The organism is Variovorax sp. GW821-FHT09B01 (assembly GCF_059418345.1).
Genome location: NZ_JBWKPQ010000004.1, coordinates 463,034 through 485,193, shown reverse-complemented (window position 1 = coordinate 485,193; position 22,160 = coordinate 463,034). Strand labels below are relative to the sequence as shown.

General features: G+C 71.9%; 22 protein-coding genes. 10 read left to right on the top strand and 12 right to left on the bottom strand.

The annotated features are described in order from the left end of the window. Window positions 1-76: 76 nt before the first annotated feature. The 3 genes from AC07RV_RS16765 to AC07RV_RS16755 form a co-directional block, all read right to left on the bottom strand. Window positions 77-1,042 carry a LysR substrate-binding domain-containing protein gene (locus tag AC07RV_RS16765; protein WP_057593137.1) on the bottom strand — a complete coding sequence of 322 codons (966 nt, stop codon included), beginning with the start codon at window positions 1,040-1,042 and terminating at the stop codon, window positions 77-79. A 74-nt stretch (window positions 1,043-1,116) separates the two neighbouring features. Beyond that, on the bottom strand, window positions 1,117-1,512 hold the full coding sequence (locus AC07RV_RS16760) for a tautomerase family protein (protein ID WP_057593136.1): 396 nt from the start codon (window positions 1,510-1,512) through the stop codon (window positions 1,117-1,119). A gap of 30 nt (window positions 1,513-1,542) precedes the next feature. Next, a complete protein-coding gene (locus AC07RV_RS16755) occupies window positions 1,543-2,346 on the bottom strand; it encodes an SDR family NAD(P)-dependent oxidoreductase (RefSeq protein WP_296788748.1) in 804 nt (267 codons plus the stop codon). Window positions 2,347-2,536: 190 nt separating this feature from the next. Here AC07RV_RS16755 and AC07RV_RS16750 point away from each other — a divergent pair, with 190 nt between their 5' ends. After that, entirely contained in the window at window positions 2,537-3,481 is a 945-nt protein-coding gene (locus AC07RV_RS16750) for a GlxA family transcriptional regulator (protein WP_296788746.1), read from the top strand. 9 nt (window positions 3,482-3,490) lie between these two features. Here AC07RV_RS16750 and AC07RV_RS16745 read toward each other — a convergent pair whose 3' ends face one another. Beyond that, window positions 3,491-4,423, bottom strand: a complete 933-nt coding sequence (locus tag AC07RV_RS16745) for a LysR substrate-binding domain-containing protein (protein ID WP_261212917.1) — start codon at window positions 4,421-4,423, stop codon at window positions 3,491-3,493. Window positions 4,424-4,493: 70 nt separating this feature from the next. Between AC07RV_RS16745 and AC07RV_RS16740 the strand changes: the two genes are divergently transcribed. The 4 genes from AC07RV_RS16740 to AC07RV_RS16725 all read left to right on the top strand — a co-directional run bounded on the left by AC07RV_RS16740 (window position 4,494) and on the right by AC07RV_RS16725 (window position 7,390). After that, complete coding sequence (locus AC07RV_RS16740; RefSeq protein WP_296788741.1) at window positions 4,494-5,561, top strand: GntG family PLP-dependent aldolase; 1,068 nt, start codon at window positions 4,494-4,496, stop codon at window positions 5,559-5,561. Between the two features lie 25 nt (window positions 5,562-5,586). Further along, window positions 5,587-6,567 (top strand): tripartite tricarboxylate transporter substrate binding protein, encoded by a 981-nt coding sequence (locus AC07RV_RS16735; RefSeq protein ID WP_296788738.1) that lies wholly within the window; start codon window positions 5,587-5,589, stop codon window positions 6,565-6,567. Between the two features lie 135 nt (window positions 6,568-6,702). After that, complete coding sequence (locus tag AC07RV_RS16730; protein WP_093351164.1) at window positions 6,703-7,260, top strand: thioredoxin family protein; 558 nt, start codon at window positions 6,703-6,705, stop codon at window positions 7,258-7,260. A 1-nt stretch (window position 7,261) separates the two neighbouring features. Continuing rightward, window positions 7,262-7,390 carry a hypothetical protein gene (locus AC07RV_RS16725; protein WP_261212911.1) on the top strand — a complete coding sequence of 43 codons (129 nt, stop codon included), beginning with the start codon at window positions 7,262-7,264 and terminating at the stop codon, window positions 7,388-7,390. Here AC07RV_RS16725 and AC07RV_RS16720 read toward each other — a convergent pair. Beyond that, window positions 7,387-8,127, bottom strand: coding sequence for a response regulator (locus tag AC07RV_RS16720; protein ID WP_057597879.1), 741 nt, complete (start codon window positions 8,125-8,127; stop codon window positions 7,387-7,389). The two genes, AC07RV_RS16725 and AC07RV_RS16720, sit on opposite strands and share 4 nt — an antisense overlap. A 266-nt stretch (window positions 8,128-8,393) precedes the next feature. Here AC07RV_RS16720 and AC07RV_RS16715 point away from each other — a divergent pair, with 266 nt between their 5' ends. The 3 genes from AC07RV_RS16715 (at window position 8,394) to AC07RV_RS16705 (ending at window position 12,132) form a co-directional block, all read left to right on the top strand. Beyond that, window positions 8,394-8,813, top strand: coding sequence for an organic hydroperoxide resistance protein (locus AC07RV_RS16715; RefSeq protein ID WP_261212908.1), 420 nt, complete (start codon window positions 8,394-8,396; stop codon window positions 8,811-8,813). 56 nt (window positions 8,814-8,869) lie between these two features. Continuing rightward, on the top strand, window positions 8,870-10,243 hold the full coding sequence (locus AC07RV_RS16710) for an ATP-binding protein (protein WP_296788730.1): 1,374 nt from the start codon (window positions 8,870-8,872) through the stop codon (window positions 10,241-10,243). Window positions 10,244-10,356: 113 nt separating this feature from the next. Continuing rightward, a complete protein-coding gene (locus AC07RV_RS16705; RefSeq protein WP_296788727.1) occupies window positions 10,357-12,132 on the top strand; it encodes a cytochrome c biogenesis protein DipZ in 1,776 nt (591 codons plus the stop codon). A gap of 15 nt (window positions 12,133-12,147) precedes the next feature. Here AC07RV_RS16705 and AC07RV_RS16700 read toward each other — a convergent pair whose 3' ends face one another. Genes AC07RV_RS16700 through AC07RV_RS16675 form a run of 6 tightly spaced genes read right to left on the bottom strand, consistent with a single transcriptional unit; the run spans window position 12,148 to window position 18,048 of the window. Further along, window positions 12,148-13,599: an aldehyde dehydrogenase gene (locus tag AC07RV_RS16700; RefSeq protein ID WP_296788724.1), complete on the bottom strand. Its 1,452-nt coding sequence runs from the start codon at window positions 13,597-13,599 to the stop codon at window positions 12,148-12,150. A gap of 30 nt (window positions 13,600-13,629) precedes the next feature. Then, complete coding sequence (locus AC07RV_RS16695; protein ID WP_296788722.1) at window positions 13,630-14,355, bottom strand: ABC transporter ATP-binding protein; 726 nt, start codon at window positions 14,353-14,355, stop codon at window positions 13,630-13,632. After that, complete coding sequence (locus AC07RV_RS16690; RefSeq protein ID WP_296788719.1) at window positions 14,352-15,110, bottom strand: ABC transporter ATP-binding protein; 759 nt, start codon at window positions 15,108-15,110, stop codon at window positions 14,352-14,354. Before AC07RV_RS16690 ends, AC07RV_RS16695 begins: the two co-directional genes overlap by 4 nt. After that, entirely contained in the window at window positions 15,103-16,035 is a 933-nt protein-coding gene (locus tag AC07RV_RS16685; protein WP_208509741.1) for a branched-chain amino acid ABC transporter permease, read from the bottom strand. Before AC07RV_RS16685 ends, AC07RV_RS16690 begins: the two co-directional genes overlap by 8 nt. Further along, the gene (locus tag AC07RV_RS16680) at window positions 16,032-16,907 is read right to left on the bottom strand and encodes a branched-chain amino acid ABC transporter permease (RefSeq protein ID WP_296788715.1); all 876 of its coding nucleotides are present in this window, start codon (window positions 16,905-16,907) and stop codon (window positions 16,032-16,034) included. Before AC07RV_RS16680 ends, AC07RV_RS16685 begins: the two co-directional genes overlap by 4 nt. Window positions 16,908-16,911: 4 nt before the next feature. Beyond that, window positions 16,912-18,048, bottom strand: coding sequence for an amino acid ABC transporter substrate-binding protein (locus tag AC07RV_RS16675; RefSeq protein WP_296788782.1), 1,137 nt, complete (start codon window positions 18,046-18,048; stop codon window positions 16,912-16,914). Window positions 18,049-18,316: 268 nt separating this feature from the next. Between AC07RV_RS16675 and AC07RV_RS16670 the strand changes: the two genes are divergently transcribed. Both AC07RV_RS16670 and AC07RV_RS16665 read left to right on the top strand, forming a co-directional pair. After that, window positions 18,317-19,273 (top strand): AraC-like ligand-binding domain-containing protein, encoded by a 957-nt coding sequence (locus tag AC07RV_RS16670; protein ID WP_296788712.1) that lies wholly within the window; start codon window positions 18,317-18,319, stop codon window positions 19,271-19,273. A 60-nt stretch (window positions 19,274-19,333) separates the two neighbouring features. Further along, window positions 19,334-19,963: a LysE family translocator gene (locus AC07RV_RS16665; protein WP_296788709.1), complete on the top strand. Its 630-nt coding sequence runs from the start codon at window positions 19,334-19,336 to the stop codon at window positions 19,961-19,963. Between the two features lie 25 nt (window positions 19,964-19,988). Here AC07RV_RS16665 and recG read toward each other — a convergent pair whose 3' ends face one another. After that, on the bottom strand, window positions 19,989-22,154 hold the full coding sequence (gene recG, locus AC07RV_RS16660; RefSeq protein ID WP_296788706.1) for an ATP-dependent DNA helicase RecG: 2,166 nt from the start codon (window positions 22,152-22,154) through the stop codon (window positions 19,989-19,991). Between the last annotated feature and the right edge of the window lie 6 nt (window positions 22,155-22,160).

Genomic DNA, 22,160 nt, shown 5'->3' with positions numbered 1-22,160 from the left:
CGTCACTCTATCTCAGCGTTCGATATTCCAGGCTTGCAACGGCGTAGGCCGAGGTCGCGAATTCGCCCGCCCTGGCTCAGGAGAGCCGCTTCACGCCCGGCAGTTCGCAGGCATAGATCGCGTTGCGCAGCGCCGCGATCGCCTCGTAGCGCGTGAAGGTGCGCCGCCATGCGAGCACCACGCGGCGCGTGGGCGGATCGCGGTCCTGCGCATCGCGCACCGGCAGGTAGCGCACCATCTGCTCCGATTCCTTGCGGCCCTTGCCCCTGGGCTTGAGCGCCTCGGCCGGCACCGACAGCCGCGGCACCAGCGTCACGCCCATGCCCGAGGCCACCATGTGCTTGATGGTCTCGAGCGACGAGCCCTCGAAGCTCTTGCGGATCCCCTCGGCATTGCTCGAGAAGCGCGCGAACTCGGGGCAGACCTCGAGCACGTGGTCGCGAAAGCAGTGGCCCGTGCCCAGCAGCAGCATGGTCTCGCTCTGCAGCTCTTCCGAGGTGATCGACTCGCGGTCGGCGAACTTGTGCTTGACCGGCAGCGCCGCCACGAAGGGCTCGTCGTACAGCGGAGCCATCGCGAGGCCGGTGTCGGGAAAGGGCTCGGCCATGATCGCGCAGTCGATCTCGCCGGCGCGCAGCATCTCGAGCAGCTTGACGGTGAAGTTCTCCTGCAGCACCAGCGGCATCTGCGGCGTGCGCGAGATCACCTGGCGCACGAGGTCGGGCAGCAGGTAGGGCCCGATGGTGTAGATCACGCCGAGGTTCAGCGGCCCGGCCAGCGGATCCTTGCCGCGCTTGGCGATCTCCTTGATGCTGGCCGCCTGGTCGAGCACGCTCTGGGCCTGCTGCACGATCTGCTCGCCGAGCGGCGTGACCGTGACTTCGCCGGCGCTGCGCTCGAAGAGCTTGACTTCGAGTTCGTCCTCGAGCTTCTTGATGGCCACCGAGAGCGTGGGCTGGGACACGTAGCAGGCTTCGGCCGCCTTGCCGAAGTGGCGCTCCCTGGCCACGGCAACGATGTATTTGAGTTCGGTGAGGGTCATAGCTTGCGTCAATTATGCGCAAGGCACCGTGACCGCTCGCGGTCAGGGGTCGGGCGCCGCCGGAGCGGCGTGCGTCAGGACTCGCCCGGCGTCCAGTCCGGGCTGTAGCCGCCGAGCGTGGGGTGGTACATCTCGTCGCCCGTGTGCTGCGTGAACTCGACGTTGAGCCGGTCCTCGCGCAGGCCCAGCAGCTCGATGCAGTGGGCGCACAGCGCCTTGGCGAGCGCCATGCGCAGCTCGGGCGGGCGGCCCTGGCGGATGTCCAGCATCATCAGCGACACCGGCACCGGCGGGCCCTCCGGGTCGGGAATGCGCCAGAGCCCGCCCTCGCCGAGCTCGCGCACCGCGACGCTGATGCGGCGGATGTCCACCGACATCATCTCGGCGTAGGTGCGGCTCATGCGCTCGGCCAGGCGCTGCTTGAGCTCGCTCGGGTAGTGGTCGTTGACGTCCAGTTGAAGGTACGGCATGCGGGGCTCCTGAAAAGAGGGAAAGAGGACTCAGCGCGCCAGACCATAGCGCGCGGCCGGGACGGCGTTGGCGAACTTCGGCGCCAGCGCGCGGCGATCGGCTTCCCACTGCGTCCACCGCTCGCCCTCGTGCAGGCCCGGGATGGTCACGCGCTCGCCCGCGTCGAGGCCCGCCAGCGCGGCGTCCACCAGGTCCGCGGCCGACATGGTGCTGGCCGATTCCTTCTGCGGCGCATAGCCCGCGACGTCCCAGAACTCGGTGGCCGTGGCGCCCGGCATCACGGTCTGGATGCGCACGCCCTTGTCGCCCAGGTCGCGCTGCAGCGTGTGGCCGAAACCGATCACATAGGACTTCGATGCGCTGTAGACGCCGTTGAGCATCTCGACCGCGACGCCGACCACCGAGGCGATGTTGACGATCGTGCCGGCCTTGCGCCGCACGAACGCGGGCGCCACGGCATAGCTCAGGCGCGTGAGCGCCGTGACGTTGAGCGCGATCATGTGTTCCATGGTGTCGGCATCGTCCGCGAGGATGGACGCGACCGAGCCGATGCCGGCGTTGTTGACCAGCATCGTGAGGGACTCGTCGGTGCGCAGCACCTCTTCGACGCGCGAGCGCGCCGCCGCGTCGGTCAGGTCGGCGACGAGGGTCGTGATCCGGCGGCCGGTGGCGGCGTGCAGTTCGTCGGCCAGCGCGCGCAGCCGCTCGCCGTTGCGGGCCACCAGGATCAGGTCGTGGCCGCGCCGGGCCAGGCGGTCGGCGTAGATGGCGCCGATGCCGGTGGAAGCGCCCGTGATGAGCGCAGTGCCTGGGGAGGTCGTGGAAGAGGTCATGAAATTCACCTTGGAAGAGAGCGGGCCGACGGGCTGCCGGCGCCTGTGGGTCATCGTAGAAATGACCTCGAATTTCCTCAATGTCGTAGATGCAAGGTTTTAGGACACGGCCCGGCGGCACCTCGCAAACCGCCGCAGAATGGCGCGCTTGCACGACATGCAAGTTTTCAGGTCACTCGAGGAGCGCGAAATGCACAGCGTCGGATTGCTCGTCTACCCCGGCTTCCAGTCCCTGGCCCTGGCCGTGGCCACGGCCTTCGAATACGCCAACCTGATGCACGGCTTGGCCGCCTATGACTTCGCCGTGGTGTCCGAACCCGGCGGTGCGGTGGCCTCGTCGCAGGGCTTCGCGGTGCAGACCGAGGCCTGGGGCGAACGCGTGTTCGACACCCTGATCGTGGCGGGCGACAACGAATGCCGCCTGCCGCCGCGCAGCCTGATCGAGCGGGTCCGGGCCTCGGCCGCGCGCTCGCGACGCATGGCCTCGATCTGCACCGGCGCCTTCGTGCTGGCCGAGGCAGGGCTGCTCGACGGCCGCAAGGCGACCACCCACTGGCTGCATGCGCGCGCCTTCAGGGAGCGCTATCCGCGCGTGCAGATGGAGGAAGACCGGATCTTCGTCATCGACGGGCCGGTCTGGACCTCGGCCGGCATGAGCGCGGGCCTCGACCTCGCGCTCGCGGTGATCGAGAAGGACCTCGGGCGCCAGCTGGCGCTGACGATCGCGCGCAAGCTGGTCATCTACCAGCGCCGCGGCGGCGGCCAGTCGCAGTTCTCGACCCTGCTCGAGCTCGACGCCAAGTCCGATCGCGTGCAGACGGCCCTGGCCTACGCCAGGGAGAACCTCGCCGCCGACCTCTCGGTGGAGGTGCTGGCCAACGCGGCGCACCTGAGCCCGCGCCAGTTCAGCCGCGTGTTCCGCGAGGAAACCGGCCAGCCACCAGCCAAGGCGATCGAGCGGCTGCGCGTGGAGGCCGCGCGCCTGATGATGGAAACCAGCCGCCACCCGATCGAGGTGATCGCGCGCGAAACCGGGTTCGGCGACCGCGAGCGCATGCGGCAGGCGTTCCTGCGTGCCTTCGGGCAGCCGCCGCAGGCGATCCAGCGCATCTCGGCCAACGCCGAGCTGGTGTAGCCGGCGGCCTCAGCGCCGGTACGGCCGGATCACCTCGAGGTCCGACGCGATCACCGCGCGCACCTGGTCCGCGAAGGCGCTCACCAGCCGCGAATCCGGCGCATCGGGCGGCAGCAGCAGCGCGAGCCGCACCGGGATCGCGGGCACGAAGGCGCGCACCGCGAGCTCGAGGTTGCGCCGCTCCTCGAGCGCCGCCAGCGGATTGAGCACGCTGACGCCCAGGCCCGCGGCGACCAGCGCGCAGACCGAGGCACCGAGGTCCGACTCCAGCACCGTGCGCGTGCGGGCGCCCGCGGCCGCCAGCACGCGGTCGATGCGTTCGCGCGGCGCGCTGCCCAGCGGGAACGAGACGAAGGCCTCGCCCTCGAGGTCGGCCGCCGCGACCTGCTTGCGCTTCGCGAGCCGGTGCCCGATCGGCAGCACGGCCACGCAGTCCATGGTCAGCAGGGTCTGGACCTGCATGCCCGGCACGTCGTCGCCGTAGAGGATGGCCAGCCCGAGCTCGCACAGGCCCGAGCTGACCCAGGTGTTGACGGTGGCGGCCGCGCCCGAGTGGATGGTGAGCAGGGTCTCGGGATGCTCGGCCTTGAACTGCGCGACGGCCTTGCTCAGCAGCCCGCCCGCGATCCGCGGCATGGCGGCCACCGCGAGCCGGTCGCCGCCGAAGGAGCGGATGTTCGAGGCCGCGCCCTCCAGGCCCTCGAGCCCGACGAAGGCCTTCTCCACGTCCTGGAAGAAACGCTTGCCGTCGAGCGAGGGCAGGAGGCGCGTGCCGCGGCGCTCGAACAGCAGGAAGCCGACGATGGCCTCGAGCTGCGACACCAGCCGGCTGACCTGGGGCTGCGAGGTGTGGAGCCGGCGCGCGGCCTCGGTCATCGAGCCCGTCTGCATGACGATGCGGAAGGCCTCGATGTGCTTGAGCGTCATGCGGCGGGTCGTCATATCAAAATTGTATGACGCACCCTCTACAAGGAATTTTGCGTATCCGGGCGGCGCGCGAATACTCGCCGCCATGACTGGAACCGACGCGACCGCACCCTCCGATCCTCCCGGCGTGGACCTGCGCAGCGACACCGTCACGCGGCCCACGCCCGCAATGTACGAACGCATGCGCAGCGCGCCGCTGGGCGACGACGGCCTCGATGGCGACCCGACCGCGCGCGCACTCGAGGCGCTGGTGGCGCGCACGCTCGACAAGGAGGCCGGCCTCTACGTGCCCACGGCCACCATGGGCAACCTGCTGGCCGTGCTCGCGCAGACCGAGCGCCAGGGCCAGGTGCTGCTCGAGGCCACGGCCCACATGTTCCTGACCGAGCGCGGCGGCGCCACGCTCGCGGGCCTGGCCTACCTCGGCATCGCGGGCACGGCCGGTGCGATGGACCTCGACGAGCTGGAACGCACGCTGCGCCGCCCCGGCGGCCTGCGCACCGAACTCGTCGGCATGGAGACCTCGCACGCGAACGCGGGCGGCGCCGTGCCGCCGCTCGCGCACATGCGCGCGGTGATGGAGGCCGCGCGGGGCGCGGGCGCGCGCGTGCACCTCGACGGCGCGCGGCTGTTCAACGCGGCGGTCGCGCTCGAGGTGGCGCCCGCCGCCATCGCGGGCTTCGCCGACAGCGTGTCCGTCTGCCTCTCGAAGGGCCTGAGCGCGCCGGCCGGCGCGGTGCTGGTCGGCACCGCCGCGACGATCGAACGCGCGCGCCGGCTGCGCAAGATGCTCGGCGGCACGCAGCGCCAGGTCGGCGTGGTCGCGGCGGCCGGGCTCGAGGCCATCGAGACCATGGCGGGCCGGCTCGCCGACGACCACCGCCAGGCGCGCCGGTTGGCCGAGGGCCTGGGCGCCGTCCGGCCCGGCGCGCTGCGCACCAACACGCCCGTCACCAACATCGTGCTCGCCGACCTGCCCGCAAACGGCCCCAACAGCGCGGCATGGACCCGCGCGCTGCGCGAGCACGGCGTGCTGGTGCGCGCCTGGGGCAGCCATCGGCTGCGCCTCGTGACGCACCGCCACATCGACACCGCCGGCGTCGACGCCGCCATCGTCGGCTTCCGCCGCGCCGCCGACGCCCTGCTCCGCTGAGCCGCCCCCTTCCAGGAGATCCACCATGCCCACCCTGTCCCGCCGCGACTTCGTCGCCACCTCCCTCTCGGCCGCGGCCCTGTCGCTCAGCCGCCCCGCCTTCGCCAATGACTACCCGAGCCGCCCGATCCGCTTGGTCGTGCCCTATGCGCCCGGTGGCGGCTCCGACGTGGTCGGGCGCCTGGTGGCGCAGAAGCTGACCGAGTCCAGCGGCTGGAACGTCATCGTCGACAACAAGGCCGGCGCCTCCGCCATGATCGGCACCGATGCCGTGGCCAAGAGCGCGGCCGACGGCTACACGCTGCTGATCGCCGATGCCGCGCACGCCACCAACGCGGCGGTGCAGCCGCGGCTGCCCTTCGATTCGACCAAGGACTTCGCGCCGCTCACGCTGATCGGCTCCTCGCCGCAACTGCTGGTGGCGCATCCGTCGTTCCCCGCCAACTCGCTCAAGGAGCTGCTGGCGCTGCCGCGCGAGCAGGTGCGCCAGTACGGCGTTGGCACGCCGGGCCAGGGCTCGGCGCCGCACCTGCTCTACGAGCTGCTCAAGCTCAAGACCGGGATGGAGCTGGTGCACGTGCCCTACAAGGGCGGCGCGCTCGCGCTGACCGATGCCATCGGCGGCCAGGTGCCGATGGTGATCAACTCGGTGCCGGCCTGCATGCCGCACATCGAGGCCAAGCGGCTCAAGGTGCTCGCCATCGCGAGCACGGCGCGCGATCCCAAGCTGCCGCAGGTGCAGACCTTCGCCGAGAGCGCGCCCGGCATCGTCGGCAGCGTCTGGTACGGCCTCATGGTGCCCGCGAAGACGCCCGCCGACGTGCAGCAGCGCCTGAACGCCGCGCTTGCCAAGGTGCTCGACCTGCCCGAGGTCAAGGCCAGGCTGGCCGATGCCTTCATCGACCCGATGCCGCGCGGCAGCCAGGCCTTCGCGAAGCACCTGAACGACGAGATCGCGCGCTGGCAGGCGGTGGTGAAGCAGACGGGGTTCACGCTCAACAGCTAGCAGCGTGCAACGTACTGTGCGGCTTGCGCCCCACGGATACACAGGCATACGCAGCACGCGCGGCAGCGGTGGCGGGCATCGAAGAATCGCCGCATCGATTCTTCCACCGCCTCTTTCTCACCCGAAGGAACCGCCATGCGCATCCCCGCCGCACCGCTCGCCATCGCCGCCGCCATCGCCGCCTCGGTGGCTTTCGTCACCCTCGCCGCGCCGCCCGGCGGCGGCGACATCCCCGCCGCGCAGGCCGCGCCCGCGCCGGCCTTCACCCACATCGACACCTGGCTCAACTCGCCGCCGCTGGACATGGCGGCGCTGCGCGGCAAGGTGGTGCTGGTCGACTTCTGGACCTACACCTGCATCAACTGCCTGAACCACCTGCCCTACGTCAAGGACTGGGACGCGAAGTACAAGGACCAGGGGCTGGTCGTGGTCGGCGTGCACACGCCCGAGTTCGCCTACGAGAAGTCGACGCAGAACGTGAAGGACGCGATCCAGCGCCTGCAGATCCGCCACGCGGTGGCGCAGGACAACGGCTACGGCACCTGGAAGGCCTTCCGCAACCAGTACTGGCCGGCCGTCTACCTGATCGACAAGCAGGGCCGCATCGTCTACTCGCACTTCGGCGAGGGCAGCTACGGCACGACCGAGAAGAAGATCCAGGCGCTGCTGGCCGAACCCGCGCCGGCTTCCTGAGATGAAGAAGCTCTGGTTCGCCCTGCTGTTCCTCGCGGGCGGCTTCGCGCACGAAGTCCGCCAGCCGACGAACTGCCAATGCATCTCGACCCGCTCGGCGACGGGTCCTTCGAAACGAAAAGGCGCCTAGTCCCGCGCCTCGACCGCCGCGGCCAGCACATAGCCTTCGCTGCGCACCGTCTTCAGGTAGCGCGGCTCGCGCGCATCGTCGCGCAGGCGCTGGCGCAGCCGGCTCACCAGCAGGTCGATCGAGCGCTCGAACAGCTCGGCCTCGCGGCCCTGGGTCAGGCTCAGCAGCTGGTCGCGGCTCAGCACCTTCTGCGGATGGTCGAGGAACACGCGCAGCAGCCGGTACTCGGCGCCGCTGAGCGCGACCATGGTGCCGCTCTCGTCGAGCAGGTGGCGCTCCACGGTGTCGACCTGCCATTCGCCGAACACCAGCTTGCGCGCGGCCTCGGCCGAACCCATGTTGGGCGGCAGCATGCGGGTGCGGCGCATCACCGAGCGGATGCGCGCGAGCAGTTCGCGCGCCGAGAAGGGCTTGGCCAGGTAGTCGTCGGCGCCCATCTCCAGGCCCAGGATGCGGTCGGCCTCCTCGCTGCGCGCGGTCAGCATCAGGATCGGCGTGGCCTTGTACTTGCCGGTGCGCAGGTCGCGGCACAGGGTCAGGCCGTCCTCGCCCGGCAGCATCAGGTCGAGGATGATCAGGTCGAAGGGCCCCGAGTCCTCGAGCGCCGCGCGCATGTGGCGCCCGGTCGGCACCGCCACCACGCGCAGGCCGTTCTTCACCAGGTAGGTGCTCAGCAGTTCGCGGATCTCCCGGTCGTCGTCGACGATGAGGATGTGGTCGGAGGGCCTGGTGTTCATGGCGCGGTCTCTGGGTTGTCGTGCAGCGCAATGTAGCCGCCGGCCGGCGCGCGAGAGCGGCTTTTGTATGCCCAAGTATCCGGCGCGGCGAGGCGCCACATGCCGTTGCACTGGCGGCTGGCCGCGCCCGGGGACGTGAAACGTACTGTGTGCGTTTTTCGCGCGGATACACAGGCATACGCAAGGCGCGCCGCGGGGGTGGTCGCGGCCCAAGAATCCGTTCCGTTCGACGAACAACCCCTTCTTCATCCATCCAAGGAACCACCATGAGCCAGATCGACAAGGTCCTCTACACCGGCAAGACCCACACCACCTCCGGCGGCCGCGACGGCAGCGCGCGCAGCAGCGACGGCCGGCTCGACATCCAGCTGTCCTCGCCCGGCTCCGCCGGCCAGGGCACCAACCCCGAGCAGCTGTTCGCGGCCGGCTGGTCGGCCTGCTTCATCGGCGCGATGGGCCTGGCGGCCGCCAAACAGAAGATCGCGCTGCCGGCCGACCTGAGCGTGAACGCCGAGGTCGACCTCGGCAGCGGCACGGGCGGCTACTTCCTGCAGGCCCGGCTCGACGTGAGCATCCCGGGCCTGGACCGCGAGGTGGCCCAGGGCCTGGTCGATGCGGCGCACCAGACCTGCCCGTACTCGAAGGCCACGCGCGGCAACATCGACGTGACGCTGCGCCTGGTCTGAGCCGCGGCGCGCCGGCCGATGCCGGCGCCTTCGTCCACCCGTCTATAAAGGCGTCCATGTCCACCCCCGCCAGCCCCGCCGCCAGCCAGGCCGCCCCCGTCCGCCGCGGGCTGCGCCGGCTGGTCCCGCGCTCGCTGTTCGCGCGCGTCACGCTGATCATCGTGATCGGCCTCGCCATCGCGCAGGCCCTGACCTTCGGCGCGATCAACTACGAGCGCGGCCTCGCGATGCGCGAGCTGATGATGATCGGCATCGAGCGCGACATCGCGAGCTCGGTGGCACTGCTCGACCGCCTGCCGGCCGGCGAGCGCGCGGACTGGCTGGCGCGGCTGGAGCGGCGCAACTACCACTTCACGCTCGGCGGCGAGGCCGGTGGCAACGCGCCGGCCTCGGCCTCGCTGCGCCAGTTCGGCGAGGCCATCATGGAGGCCATGCGCCCGTTCGAAATCGTGAAGATCGGCGAGGTGGGCAACCCTATCGGCGGCCTGGAGATCCAGGTGCGGCTGCACGACGGCTCGGCGCTGATCGTGCATGCGCGCCGGGTCGACATGCCGATGTCGCCCTGGCTGATGTGGGGCATGGCGATCCAGCTGCTGGTGCTGGCGCTGTGCGCCTGGGCCGCGGTGCGGCTGGTCACGCGGCCGCTGGCGCAGCTCGCGAGCGCGGCCGACGAGCTCGGGCCCGACCTCAAGGGCCGGCCGCTCGACGAGCACGGCCCGAGCGAGGTGGCCCATGCCGCGCGCGCCTTCAATGCGATGCAGCAGCGCATCTCGGGCTACATGTCGGAGCGCGTCGAGATCCTGGCCGCGATCTCGCACGACCTGCAGACGCCGATCACGCGCATGCGGCTGCGCACCGAGCTGATGGACGCCACACCCGACCGCGACAAGTTCCGCCAGGACCTCGACGCGATGAAGTCGCTGGTGCGCGAGGGCGTGACCTATGCGCGCACGCTGCACGGCGCGACCGAGCCACCGCTGCGCGTGGATGCCGATGCGCTGGTGCAGAGCATGCTGGCCGACTACGAGGACGCGGGCCAGCCGGTGCGGCTCGAGGGCCGCGCCGGCGCGCCGATCGTGACCCGGCCCAACGCGCTGCGCCGCATCCTCGCCAACCTGATCGACAACGCGCTCAAGTTCGGCACCGAGGTCAGCGTGCGCGTGCAGCCCGAGGCCGCGGGCGGCCAGCTGCGCATCGCGGTGGTCGACAACGGCCCGGGCATCCCGGCCGACGAACTCGACGCGGTGCTCAAGCCCTTCTACCGCGTCGAGAGCTCGCGCAACCGCGACACCGGCGGCACCGGCCTGGGCCTCGCGATCGCGCAGCAGCTCGCGACCGCGATGGGCGCGCAGCTGCGGCTGGCCAACCGGCCCGAGGGCGGGCTCGAGGCCAGCCTGCTGCTGGGCACGCGCCCCGCGCCGGGCGACTGAGCGCACACAACCCACCACGGCGACATCCGACGGCGGCCCCGCGACGCGAGGCCGCGCGGGATGCGCACGCCCCTTCCCATCGATTCATCCACGACCCAACCAGGAGCGCCACCATGCTCGTTCTCATCGCTGCCTACCTCGGAGGGGTGCTCACCATCCTGAGCCCCTGCATCCTGCCGGTGCTGCCCTTCGTGTTCGCGCGCGCCGACCGCCCGTTCCGCTCGCACGGCCTGCCGATGCTCGCGGGCATGGCGCTGGCCTTCGCGGCCGTCGCCACCCTCGCGGCCGTGGGCGGCGGCTGGGTGGTGGCGCTCAACGAGTGGGGGCGCTACGCGGCGATCGCGCTGCTCGCGCTGTTCGGCCTCACGCTGCTGCTGCCCGCGCTGGCCGACCGGCTGAGCCGGCCGCTGGTGGCGCTCGGCTTGCGGCTGGCCGACGCGCCCACCGGCGGCTCGGCGTTCACGCCGCTGCTGCTGGGCGTGGGCACGGGCCTGCTGTGGGCGCCCTGCGCGGGGCCGATCCTGGGCCTGATCCTGACCGGCGCCGCGCTCAACGGCGCCAGCGCCGGCACCTCGCTGCTGCTGCTGGCCTACGCGGCCGGCGCCTGCACCTCGCTGGCGGCCGCGCTGCTGTTCGGCCACCGGATGTTCGCGCGCATGAAGGTCTCGCTGCGCACCGGCGAATGGCTGCGCCGCGCGGCCGGCGCCGCGGTGCTCGCGGGCGTGGGCGCGATCGCGCTGGGGCTGGACACCGGCCTGCTGAGCCAGCTCTCGGGCGGCGGCACCAACGCGCTCGAACAGGCGCTGCTCGATCGCCTCGGCCCGCCGAAGCCCGCCGTGCCGCAGTCCGCGCGCCAGGACCGCGGCGGCCTGATGCTGACCAGCGCCGAAGCGCCCGCCCCCGCCTTCACGCCGCGCCCCCTGCGCGACCAGGGCCCGTTCCCCGCGCTGGCCGGCGCCACCGAATGGATCAACTCGCCGCCGCTCACGCCCGAGGCGCTGCGCGGCAAGGTGGTGCTGGTCGACTTCTGGACCTACTCCTGCATCAACTGCCTGCGCACCCTGCCCTACCTGCGCGCCTGGGCCGAGAAGTACAGGGACGCCGGCCTCGTGGTGGTGGGCGTGCACACGCCCGAGTTCGCCTTCGAGAAGCGCCCGGCCAACGTGCGCCGCGCGGTGAAGGACCTCGGGATCGGCTTCCCGGTCGCGGTCGACAGCAACTACGCGATCTGGCGCGCCTTCGGCAACCAGGCCTGGCCGGCCTTCTATTTCGTCGACGCGCAGGGGCGCATCCGCCACCAGCTGTTCGGCGAAGGCCAGTACGCGAAGTCGGAGCAGGTGATCCAGCAGCTGCTGGCCGAGGCCGGGCAGCCGCACGTGGTCGCCGGGCTGGTCGCGCCGCAGGGACTGGGCACGCAGGCCGCGCCCGGCACCGAGCCCGTGCGCTCGGGCGAGACCTACATCGGCCAGGAACGCGCCGAGGGCTTCGCCTCGCCGGGCGGGCTGGTCGCGGGCCGCACCCATGCCTACCAGGCGCCGGCCGCGCTGCGCATCAACCAGTGGGCGCTGGCGGGCGACTGGGCGGTCGATGCCGAGCGCGCGGTGCTCGCGCGCCCGGGCGGACGCATCGCCTATCGCTTCCAGGCGCGCGACCTGCACCTGGTGCTCGGCCCCGCGGCCGACGGCAAGCCGGTGCGCTTCCGCGTGCGCATCGACGGCCAGCCGCCGCTGGCCGACCACGGCTTCGACACCGATGCGCAAGGCCTGGGCACGGTCGACGCGCAGCGGCTCTACCAGCTGGTGCGCCAGCAGCAGGGCGCGCGCGAGCGGCTGTTCGAGATCGAGTTCCTCGACCCCGGCGCGCAGGCCTATGTCTTCACCTTCGGCTGAAGCCGGTGCGGTGGCTCAGAACGGGTAGTGCCGCGGCGTGGTCTGCACCGTGAGCCAGCGCAGCTCGGTGAAGGCCTCCACGCCGGCCTTGCCGCCGAAGCGGCCGTAGCCCGAGGCCTTCACGCCGCCGAAGGGCATCTGCGCCTCGTCGTGCACCGTGGGGCCGTTGACGTGGCAGATGCCGGCCTCGATGCGGCGTGCCACGTTCCAGGCGCGCGCGATGTCGCGGCCGAACACGGCCGACGAGAGGCCGAAGGCGTTGTCGTTGGCGGTGGCGATCGCGGCCTCGGTATCGGCCACGCGCACGATGGCCTTGAGCGGACCGAAGGTCTCCTCGCCGTAGACGCGCATCGCGGGCGTCACGCGGTCGAGTACGGTAGCCGGCATCAGCGTGTTCCCGGCGCGGCCGCCGCAGACCAGCACCGCGCCCTGGGCCAGCGCGTCGTCGATCAGCGCGTTGCAGCGCTCCACGGTCGCCATGTCGACCACCGAGCCCAGCACCACCGGGCCCTCGCGCGGGTCGCCCAGCGGGAGGCTCCTGGCGCGCGCCGCGAATTTGGAAACGAACTCGTCGGCGATGCGCTCGTCGAGCACGATGCGCTCGGTCGACATGCAGATCTGGCCCGAGTTGGCGAAGGCGCCGAACACGGCGGCATCGACCGCGGCGTCGATGTCGGCATCGTCGAGCACCACGAAGGGCGCCTTGCCGCCGAGTTCGAGCACGGCGGGCTTGAGGTGGCGCGCGCAGGTCTGCGCGATCAGCCGGCCCACGCGCGTGGAGCCGGTGAAGTTGACGCGCCGCACCGCCGGGTGCGCGACGATCGCCTCGACCACCTCGGCCGCGTCGGCCGGCGCGTTGGTCACGAAGTTCACCGTGCCCGGCGGCAGGCCGGCGTCGTGCAGCGCATCGACGATCAGCGCATGGGTCTGCGGGCACAGCTCCGAGCCCTTGAACACCACGGTGTTGCCGCAGGCCAGCGGCGTGGCGAGCGCGCGCACGCCGAGGATCACGGGCGCGTTCCACGGCGCGATGCCGAGCACCACGCCGGCCGCCTGGCGCACGCCCAGCGCGAGGCTGCCGGGCACGTCGGAGGGAATCACCTCGCCGCCGATCTGGGTGGTGAGCGCGGCCGCCTCGGTCAGCAGCCCGGCCGCGAGGTGCACGTTGAAGCCGGCCCACAGCGCCGAGGCGCCGGTCTCGCGCGCCATCGCCTGCACGAAGTCGTCGTGGCGCGCCTCGATCGCCTGCGCGGCCTTCAACAGCAGCGCGCGGCGTTCGCCGGGGCCGGTCTGCGACCAGGCGCCAAACGCTCGTTGCGCGGCCTCGACCGCGGCGACGGCATCGCGCGCGGTGGCGGCGGGGGCGCGCGTGGCGACGGCGCCATCGAGCGGGTTGCGGCGCTCGAAGACGGCGCCGCCTTCGGCCGGACGGCGTTCGCCGCCGATGCGCATGAGGATGTCGGTCATGAGGAAGTCCTTGGCTGGAAGAAAGAAGGTTCAGGCGACGCCGAGGTAGGCCTGGCGCACCGCGTCGGAATCGAGCAGCGCGCGGGCCTCGCCCGCGGCCACGATGCGGCCGCGCTCGAGCACGTAGCCGCGGTCGGCGGCCTGCAGCGCCTTGCGCACGTTCTGCTCGACCATCAGCACGGTCACGCCCTGGTCGGCGATGCGGCGCACGATGGCCAGCAGCTCGTCGACCATGCGCGGCGCGAGGCCCAGCGAGGGCTCGTCGAGCATCAAGAGGCGCGGCCCGCTCATCATGGCGCGCGCCACCGCCACCATCTGCTGCTCGCCGCCGCTCATGGTGCCGGCCAGCTGCTTCGCGCGTTCGCGCAGCCGCGGGAAGTCGTCGAAGGCGCGCGCCAGCCGCTCGGCGCGCAGCGCGGCGGGCACCAGCCAGCCGCCGAGCTCGAGGTTCTCGGTCACGGTCATCTGCGCGAACAGCTGGCGGCCCTCGGCCACCAGCGCCATGCCGCGGCGCACGCAGGCGGTGGCATCGCCCGCGGGCAGCGCCACGCCGTCGAGCAGCGCCTCGCCGCGGCGCGGCAGCAGGCCGGCCAGCGCCTTCAGCAGCGTGGTCTTGCCGGCGCCGTTGGGGCCCAGCACCACGGTCACGCCGGGCTGGGCCTCGAGATCGAGCCCCTGCACCACCTCGAAGCCGTGGTAGCCGGCGCGCAGGCCGCGCACGGCGAGGCGGCTGCCTTCATTCGATGCAATGCTCATGCCGTGGCCTCCATCTCGTCGCCCAGGTAGGCCTCGATCACCCCCGCGTTGCGCACCACCTCGGCGGGCGTGCCGTCGGCGATCTTGCGGCCCTGGTGCAGCACCAGCACGCGCTCGACGTACTTGAGCAGGGTGGTCACCGCATGCTCGATCCACACCACGGTGAGGCCGTGCGCGTCGCGCAGCCGGCGGATGCGCTGCGCCATGGCCTCGACCTCGGCCTCGGTGAGCCCGGCCGCGACCTCGTCGAGCAGCAGCACGCGCGGCCGCGTGCCGAGCGCCATGCCGATCTCGAGCAGCCGCTGCTGCGAGGGCGTGACCTCGGCCGCGAAGCGCCCGGCGAGCGCGCCCAGGCCCAGCATGTCGAGGATCTCCCCCACGCTCGCGAGGCCCGGCAGCGGCGCGCGGTGGCGGCCCGCGAACTGCATGCCGAAGCGCACGTTGTCTTCGAGGCTCATGCCGGCCATCACGCGCGGTGTCTGGAAGGTGCGCGCGATGCCGTGCGCGGCGAAGCGGTGCGGGCCGCGGCGCGTGAGGTCGATGCCGCCCTCCACCAGCAGCTGCCCGCCGGTGGGCATCACCACGCCCGAGATGGCGTTGAAGAAGGTGGTCTTGCCCGCGCCGTTGGGGCCGATGATGCCGACCAGCTCGCCGGCATGCAGCGCGACGCTGACCGCGTCGACGGCGGTGAGGCTGCCGAAGCGCACGCTGACCTCGCGCGCCTCGAGCAGCAGGGGTCGCGCGGCCTCAGACATGGCGCGCTCCCTTCGCCTTGCGCCGCCACAGCGACGCCAGCCCCTCGGGCAGGTACATCACGCACAGGATCAGCAGCAGCCCGAGCACCATCATGTAGCCGTAGGGCAACTGCAGCCGCAGGGTCTCGGACAGCACGCTGAACACCACGGCCGCGAGCACCGGCCCGCCGATGCTGGCGGCGCCGCCGATCATCGCGATCAGCACGGTCTGGAAGCCGATGAAGGGGCTGAAGACGGCGGCCGGTTCGATGTAGGTCCAGCGCACCGCCATCGCAGCACCGACCGCGCCCGCGAAGGCCGCGGTGAGCGCGAAGCCGGCGATCTTCACGCGTCGCGTGTCCACGCCCAGGGTCTGGGCACGCTGCTCGTCGGCGCCGATGCCCGCGAGCGCGAGGCCGAAGCGGCTGCGCTTCACGGCCATCGCGGTGGCGATCGCCAGCACGGCGATCGCGAGCACCGTGAGGTAGACCGTCTCGTTGGACGGCACCTCGGTCAGCACCCGGCCCACCGTGCCCGAGACCTGCTTCTCGACGAAGGTCAGCGCATGCCGGATCAGCTCGGTCATGCCGAAGGTCAGCACCGCGAAGTAGGTGCCGCGCAGGTGCAGCACGGCCGCGCCCATCAGCAGCGCGACCGCGCTCGCGATGGCGGCGCCGCCGAGGATCACCAGCGGCCAGGGCAGCACGTCGAGCAGCACGGCGCTGGCATAGGCGCCGAGGCCGAAGAAGGCCGAGGTGGCGAGCGACAGGTAGCGCGTGGCGCCGCAGAACAGCGACCAGCTCGTGGCCAGCGCGATGTACATCAGGCAGCCCAGCGCCACCGAGCTCAGGAACTCGCTGGCGACCCAGGGCACGCAGGCGGCGAGCGCGGCGGCCGCGCCGAGCAGCAGCCAAGGCCGCGCGGAAGAAGAGGACAGGGAACTCATCGCGAGAACAATCCGTTGGGCCGCCAGATCAGCACGCCGATGAGCACGGCGTACGACAGCAGCATCTTGAGCGAGGGGCTGGTGAAGTACATGCCCAGCGCCTCGACCACGCCGAGCAGCAGGCCGCCGACCAGGCTGCCGGCGATGCTGCCGAAGCCGCCGAGCGTGATGACGATCAGCGCGGTCACGGTGTAGGGCTCGCCCATCGAGGGCGAGATCTCGTAGGTCATCGACAGCAGCGCGCCGGCCACGCCCGAGAGGCCCAGGCCGATGCCGAACATCAGCGGATGCAGCCGCCGGGTGTTGATGCCCACCAATTGCGCGCCGGTGGGCGACTGCATCAGCGCGCGCACCGCCTTGCCCAGCAGGGTGCGCTTGAGCAGCGCCACCAGCACCAGGCTCAGCGCGAGCGCCACGCCGAACAGCACCAGCTTGTTGGCCGTGAAGCGCATCGCGCCGAGCTGCACCGGCTCGGCCAGGTAGTCGTAGCCGCGCAGGTCGCCGCCCCACACCAGCAGCGCGGTGTTCTGCACCAGGAACATCAGGCCGAAGCCCACCATCAGGCTGCGCGCCTCGAACACCTCGACGCTGGGCGCGCGCGCCGCCACCTGGCGAAAGCACAGCCAGTGCACCGCCATGCCCAGCGCCATCAGCAGCGCGAAGGCCACCGGCACGAACAGCAGCGGCGAGATGCCCAGCGCGGTGTGGGCCCACCAGGTCAGGAAGGCGCCGAGCATCAGGAACTCGCCGTGCGAAATGTTCATGATGCGCATCAGCCCGTACTGCAGGTTCAGGCCGATGGCCACCAGCGCGTAGATGCCGCCCGAGATCAGTCCGCCGGCCAGCAGCTCGGCCCATCCTCCGAAGGACATGCGGCTACTTCCAGGCCGGTTTGGGCGCCAGCTGCGCGGTGGCGCGGTCCTTCGGCCACACGACCTCGAACTCGCCGCCCTGCCATTGCGCCACGGTGCCGGGCACCGAGGCGTTCTCGCTGCCCTCGAAGCGGATCGGCCCGAGGATGGTCCCGAACTCGGTCTTCGCGATGTGCTCGCGCAGCGCCTTGCGGTCCAGCCCCACGCTGGCCACCGCCTGCTGCAGGATCTCGAGGCCGGCCCAGGCATGGCCGCTGGCCCAGCGGTCGGGCTCCTTGCCGAACTTCTTCGTGTGGGCGTCGAAGTAGGCCTTGGCGCCGGGGCTGGTCTTGCCGTTCCACGAGCCCATGCCGATCACGCCCTCGGTGTTGGCGGCCATCACGTTCTTGTAGAGCTGGAAGGCGGTGCCGACCGAGGCATAGAAGAACTTCGGGTTGAAGCCCACCTCGCGCGCCTGGCGGCTCGCGAGGATGGTGTCGGGCGGATAGGTGATGCCGATGAAGGCGTCGGGGTTCAGGTCCTTGATGCCGCGCAGCACCGGCGCCAGGTCCTTCACGCCGAGCGGATAGCTCTTGCGCTCCACCACCTGGATCTGCGTCTTCTTGAGCGCGTTGTTGAGCGCCGCGAAGTTCTCGAGGCCGAACAGGTCGTCCATGTAGACGATGGCCACGGTCTTCGCGCCCTGGGCCACCAGCAGGTCGACCAGCGCGCCCATCATCTTGTCGGGCTGCTGCAGCAGCGAGAAGAAGTACGGCAGCCGCATGTCGATGAGCTTGCGCGACAGCGCGGTGGGCGCGAGCAGCGGATAGCCGAGGCGGTTGGCCAGCGGCGCGACCGCGAAGTTGGCGCCCGAGCCCCAGGGCGGCAGCACCAAGTCGACCTTGTCGCTGCCCATGAGCTTCTCGAAGGTGCGCACGCAGGTCTCTGTCTCGCTGCGGTCGTCGTAGCCGATCAGCTCGATCGGACGCCTGGCGCCGCCGCCCTTCAGCGCGAGGCCGCCGGCCGCGTTGACCTGCTCGGCCCACAGCAGGTAGTTGGGCTCCTGGCTCACCTGCGCGCCCGCGGCCCAGGGACCGGTGCGGGCGATGGCATAGCCGATGCGCACCGGCGCGCCCTGCTGGGCGAACAGGCGCGGCACCATGGCGGCGGCGCCGAGCGCGGCGGCGCCCTGGATCCAGCGGCGGCGAGGGGTGTGGAACACGGCGGTCTCCTTCGATGTTCGGGTCGTGCGGCGCCCGGTGCGGGCCCTGCCGGCATCGTAGGAACGGCACCGCGCGAACGCTGTGCCGGCGGTGCACAAAGCGCTTGTCCCAGCGTGCAGCCGGCTAGTGGTTAACCCGCAAGGCGAGGCGGCGCCCGCGCGGCCCACAATGGGCGCCCCAGCCACCCCCAATGCCTCCCGCCGCGCCATGACCGCATCGCAACTGCTGTCGACCGACGAAGTGCCGCCGCGCGAGCGCGGCCCGGCGTGGTGCGAGTGGGTGTACCGCCACTTCGGCGGCCTGGGCTCCGACCTCTACGGCGACGAGGTGCCGTTCGACGGCCACCTGGCGGCCTCGCGCGCGGGCGACGTGATCCTCACGCGCCTGGAGGCCAACCGCCACCGGGTGCTGCGCACCGCGCGGATGGCGCGCCTGAGCGACGCGGCCTACCTGAAGATCGTGGCGCCCTGGCAGGGCTCGGCCGAGGTGGTGCAGAAGGGCCGCGCGGCGGCGGTGCGCTCGGGCGGCTGGACGCTCTACGACACCACGCTCGACTACACGGTGGCCAACCCCGAGCGCAGCGACCACCTGATCGTGATGCTGCCCAAGGAACAGCTGGCCCTGCCCTCGCTGCCGCTCGCGCAGCTGGTGGCGCGGCGCGTCGGCGGCACCAGCGGCATCTCGCGCGTGGCGCTCGAGACCATGCGCAGCACCTACCAGGAGCTGCCCTCGATGAGCGAGGCGGCCGCGCGCGGCGCGGGCGAGCTGCTGATCCAGCTGGTGCGGCTGTCGCTGATGGAACTGGCCGGCCAGCACACGCAGCAGACCCAGCGCGAGGCGCTGGCCGACCGCATCCGCCACCACGTGGCGCAGAACCTGCACGACCCGGCCCTGTCGGTTGAGGGCATCGCGCAGGCGCTGCGCTGCAGCAAGCGGCTGCTGCACGGCGCCTTCGCCGATGGCGAGGACACGCTCGCGGGCTACATCCAGCAGCAGCGGCTGGCCGCCAGCATCCGCGCGCTGCGCGACCCGGCGCGCGCGGCCGAGCCCGTGACCGCCATCGCGCTCGCGGCCGGCTTCGTGAACCTCTCGCATTTCAGCCGCGTGTTCCGCGCCCACACGGGCCTGAGCCCGAGCGATTTCCGGCGCCAGGCGCTCGGCTGAAGCCGGGGGTCCGCGGCGCTGCGGATAATGGTCGCCTCCCCCGCCCCCACCGCAGACGCCATGACCCTGTCCGCCTACCTGCTGTTCCTGCCGGCCTGCTTCGCCATCAACATGGCGTTCGGCCCCAACAACCTGCTCTCGGTGAGCAACGGCGCGCGCTACGGCATCGCGCAGGCCGTGACCGCCGCGGCCGGCCGCCTGGTGGCCTTCGCGCTGATGATCGCGATCGCCGGCCTGGGCATGGGCGCGGTGCTGGTCGCGTCCGAACTGGCCTTCGACATCGTCAAGTGGATCGGCGCCGCCTACCTCGTGTGGATCGGCATCCGGCTGCTGCGCGCGCCCGCGCCCGAACTGGCGCGGCAGGCGCGCGAGCTCGCGGGCCCGCCGCCGATGCGCGTGCTGGTGCGGCAGGAGTTCACCGTCGCCGCGGGCAACCCGAAGGCGATCCTGGTGTTCACCGCCTTCTTCCCGCAGTTCGTGGTGCCGGGCGCCTATGCCTCGAGCTACCTGCTGCTGGGCCTGACCTTCCTGGTCTTCGAGGTGGTGGCGATCGCGCTCTATGCGCTGCTCGGCGCGCGCATGCGCCGGCTGGCCGGCGGCAGCCGCGCGATGCGCTGGTTCAACCGCGTGAGCGGCAGCATGATGATCGGCTTCGGCTGCCTGCTGGCGTTGACGCGGCGGCCGAGCTGATCGACGCCCGCCCTCTTTTCCAGCTTCAAGCCTTCAGGTACTCGGCCTTGGTGCCGAGCCAGCGGTCGATGTGCCGCCGCGCCAGCTCGGGATGCTGCTCGAGCATGCGCGGCGCGAGCTCGCGTGCCCAGTCGAGCAGCAGCGTGTCGGTCGTGAGGTCGGCGAAGCGCAGCAGCGGCGCGCCCGACTGGCGCGCGCCGAGGAACTCGCCGGGCCCGCGGATCTCGAGGTCGCGGCGCGCGATCTCGAAGCCGTCGCTGGTCTCGGCCATCGCGCGCAGCCGCGCGCGCGCCGCCTCGCCGACGCGGCCGCTGTCGCCGGGCGCATAGAGCAGCACGCAGGCCGAGGCCGCCGCGCCGCGGCCCACGCGCCCGCGCAGCTGGTGCAGCTGCGACAGGCCGAAACGCTCGGCATGCTCGATCACCATCAGCGAGGCATTGGGCACGTCCACGCCGACCTCGATCACCGTGGTGCTCACCAGCACGTGCATCTGGTTGGCGGTGAAGGCCGCCATCACCGCCTGCTTCTCGGCCGTGGGCATGCGCGAATGCAGCAGCCCGACGTTGACCTGCGGCCCGAGCAGGTCGGCCAGCTCGTCGCGCGTGGCGGTGGCGTTGCGCAGGTCGACCGCCTCGCTCTCCTCGATCAGCGGGCAGACCCAGTAGACCTGCCGGCCCTGCTCGATCTGCGACTGGATGCGCGCGATCACCTCGTCGCGCCGGTGCTCGGCCACCAGCCGCGTGACGATCGGCGTGCGGCCCGGCGGCAGCTCGTCGAGCGTGGAGACGTCGAGGTCGGCGTAGTAGCTCATCGCGAGCGTGCGCGGGATCGGCGTGGCGCTCATCATCAGCAGGTGCGGCTCGAGCTCGTCGCGCGCCTTGCCGCGCAGCGCCAGCCGCTGCGCCACGCCGAAGCGGTGCTGCTCGTCGATGATGGCCAGCGCGAGGTTGTGGAAGCGCACCTTCTCGGAGATCACGGCATGGGTGCCGATCACCAGCGCGGCCTCGCCGCTCTCGACCGCCGCGCCCATGGCGTCGCGCTCCTTCTTCTTCTGGCTGCCGGTGAGCCAAGCCACGCGCAGGCCGCGCTCGGCCAAGAGCGGATCGAGCCAGCCGACCAGCTTGCCGAAATGCTGGGCCGCGAGGATCTCGGTCGGCGCCATCAGCGCGCACTGGAAGCCCGCGTCGATGCAGCGCGCCGCCGCGAGCGCGGCCACCACCGTCTTGCCCGAGCCCACGTCGCCCTGCAGCAGCCGGTGCATCGGCAGCTCGCGCCCGAGGTCGCGCGCGATCTCCTCGCCCACGCGCGCCTGCGCGCCGGTCAGGCCAAAGGGCAGCACGGCCAGCAGCGCGTCGTGCAGCGAGCCCTTGCCGCCGACGGGCGCGGCCGCCATGTCGAGCATCGGCGCGCGCTGCGCCGCGCGCTCCATGCGCGCCTGCATCTGCGACAGCTGCTGCGCCAGCAGCTCCTCGGCCTTGATGCGCTGCCAGGCCGGATGGCCGTGGTCCTCGAGCGTGGCCATCGCCACGTCGGGCGTCGGGTAGTGCAGGAAGCTCAGCGAGGCGCGCAGGTCCCAGGCGCCGCGCAGGCCGATCTGCACCGGGATGGTCTCGTCGAGCACCGCGCGCGCGAGGCCCGAGCGCACCTCGCGCCGCAGCACCGGCTGCGCGAGGCCGGCTACGGTCGGGTAGACCGGCGTGAGCGCCTCGGGCAGCGCGGTGCCCGCGGCCTTGACCGTGGGATGCATCATCTGCCGCCCGACGAAGCCGCCGCGCACCTCGCCGCGCACGCGCACCCGCGCGCCCACCGCGAGCTGCTTCTGCTGCGAGGGATAGAAGTTGAAGAAGCGCAGCTGGCAGGTCTCGCCGCCGTCGTCGATGGTGACGATGAGCTGGCGCCGCGGCCGGTAGGCCACCTCGGCCTCGGTCACCACGCCCTCGATCTGCGCGGTGTCGCCGTCGCGCGTGTCGGCCAGGCGCACCACGCGGGTCTCGTCCTCGTAGCGCATCGGCAGGTAGAGCGCGAAGTCGATGTCGCGCACCAGGCCGAGCTTGCGCAGCGCGCGTTGCACGACGCTGAGGCCGCTGCCCGGTGGCCCGGCGGGAGCGGCGGGCGCGGCGGGTGCAGGCGTGGCGGCGCCCGGTGCGCTCGGCGCGGCGGCGGGTGGGGAGGCTTTCTTCTTGGCGGGCACGGACAG

What these genes read in the sequence shown, in the direction of transcription:
- AC07RV_RS16680 (WP_296788715.1), bottom strand. Translation starts at nt 16,907, where the DNA reads ATGTCCTTCGGAGGATGGGCCGAGCTGCTGGCCGGCGGACTGATCTCG.
- AC07RV_RS16685 (WP_208509741.1), bottom strand. Translation starts at nt 16,035, where the DNA reads ATGAGTTCCCTGTCCTCTTCTTCCGCGCGGCCTTGGCTGCTGCTCGGC.
- AC07RV_RS16670 (WP_296788712.1), top strand. Translation starts at nt 18,317, where the DNA reads ATGACCGCATCGCAACTGCTGTCGACCGACGAAGTGCCGCCGCGCGAG.
- AC07RV_RS16705 (WP_296788727.1), top strand. Translation starts at nt 10,357, where the DNA reads ATGCTCGTTCTCATCGCTGCCTACCTCGGAGGGGTGCTCACCATCCTG.
- AC07RV_RS16675 (WP_296788782.1), bottom strand. Translation starts at nt 18,048, where the DNA reads ATGGTGCCGCGCCTGTTCGCCCAGCAGGGCGCGCCGGTGCGCATCGGC.
- AC07RV_RS16750 (WP_296788746.1), top strand. Translation starts at nt 2,537, where the DNA reads ATGCACAGCGTCGGATTGCTCGTCTACCCCGGCTTCCAGTCCCTGGCC.
- AC07RV_RS16740 (WP_296788741.1), top strand. Translation starts at nt 4,494, where the DNA reads ATGACTGGAACCGACGCGACCGCACCCTCCGATCCTCCCGGCGTGGAC.
- AC07RV_RS16730 (WP_093351164.1), top strand. Translation starts at nt 6,703, where the DNA reads ATGCGCATCCCCGCCGCACCGCTCGCCATCGCCGCCGCCATCGCCGCC.
- AC07RV_RS16715 (WP_261212908.1), top strand. Translation starts at nt 8,394, where the DNA reads ATGAGCCAGATCGACAAGGTCCTCTACACCGGCAAGACCCACACCACC.
- AC07RV_RS16720 (WP_057597879.1), bottom strand. Translation starts at nt 8,127, where the DNA reads ATGAACACCAGGCCCTCCGACCACATCCTCATCGTCGACGACGACCGG.
- AC07RV_RS16700 (WP_296788724.1), bottom strand. Translation starts at nt 13,599, where the DNA reads ATGACCGACATCCTCATGCGCATCGGCGGCGAACGCCGTCCGGCCGAA.
- AC07RV_RS16760 (WP_057593136.1), bottom strand. Translation starts at nt 1,512, where the DNA reads ATGCCGTACCTTCAACTGGACGTCAACGACCACTACCCGAGCGAGCTC.
- AC07RV_RS16755 (WP_296788748.1), bottom strand. Translation starts at nt 2,346, where the DNA reads ATGACCTCTTCCACGACCTCCCCAGGCACTGCGCTCATCACGGGCGCT.
- AC07RV_RS16665 (WP_296788709.1), top strand. Translation starts at nt 19,334, where the DNA reads ATGACCCTGTCCGCCTACCTGCTGTTCCTGCCGGCCTGCTTCGCCATC.
- AC07RV_RS16710 (WP_296788730.1), top strand. Translation starts at nt 8,870, where the DNA reads ATGTCCACCCCCGCCAGCCCCGCCGCCAGCCAGGCCGCCCCCGTCCGC.
- AC07RV_RS16745 (WP_261212917.1), bottom strand. Translation starts at nt 4,423, where the DNA reads ATGACGACCCGCCGCATGACGCTCAAGCACATCGAGGCCTTCCGCATC.
- AC07RV_RS16690 (WP_296788719.1), bottom strand. Translation starts at nt 15,110, where the DNA reads ATGTCTGAGGCCGCGCGACCCCTGCTGCTCGAGGCGCGCGAGGTCAGC.
- AC07RV_RS16735 (WP_296788738.1), top strand. Translation starts at nt 5,587, where the DNA reads ATGCCCACCCTGTCCCGCCGCGACTTCGTCGCCACCTCCCTCTCGGCC.
- AC07RV_RS16725 (WP_261212911.1), top strand. Translation starts at nt 7,262, where the DNA reads ATGAAGAAGCTCTGGTTCGCCCTGCTGTTCCTCGCGGGCGGCTTCGCG.
- AC07RV_RS16765 (WP_057593137.1), bottom strand. Translation starts at nt 1,042, where the DNA reads ATGACCCTCACCGAACTCAAATACATCGTTGCCGTGGCCAGGGAGCGC.
- AC07RV_RS16695 (WP_296788722.1), bottom strand. Translation starts at nt 14,355, where the DNA reads ATGAGCATTGCATCGAATGAAGGCAGCCGCCTCGCCGTGCGCGGCCTG.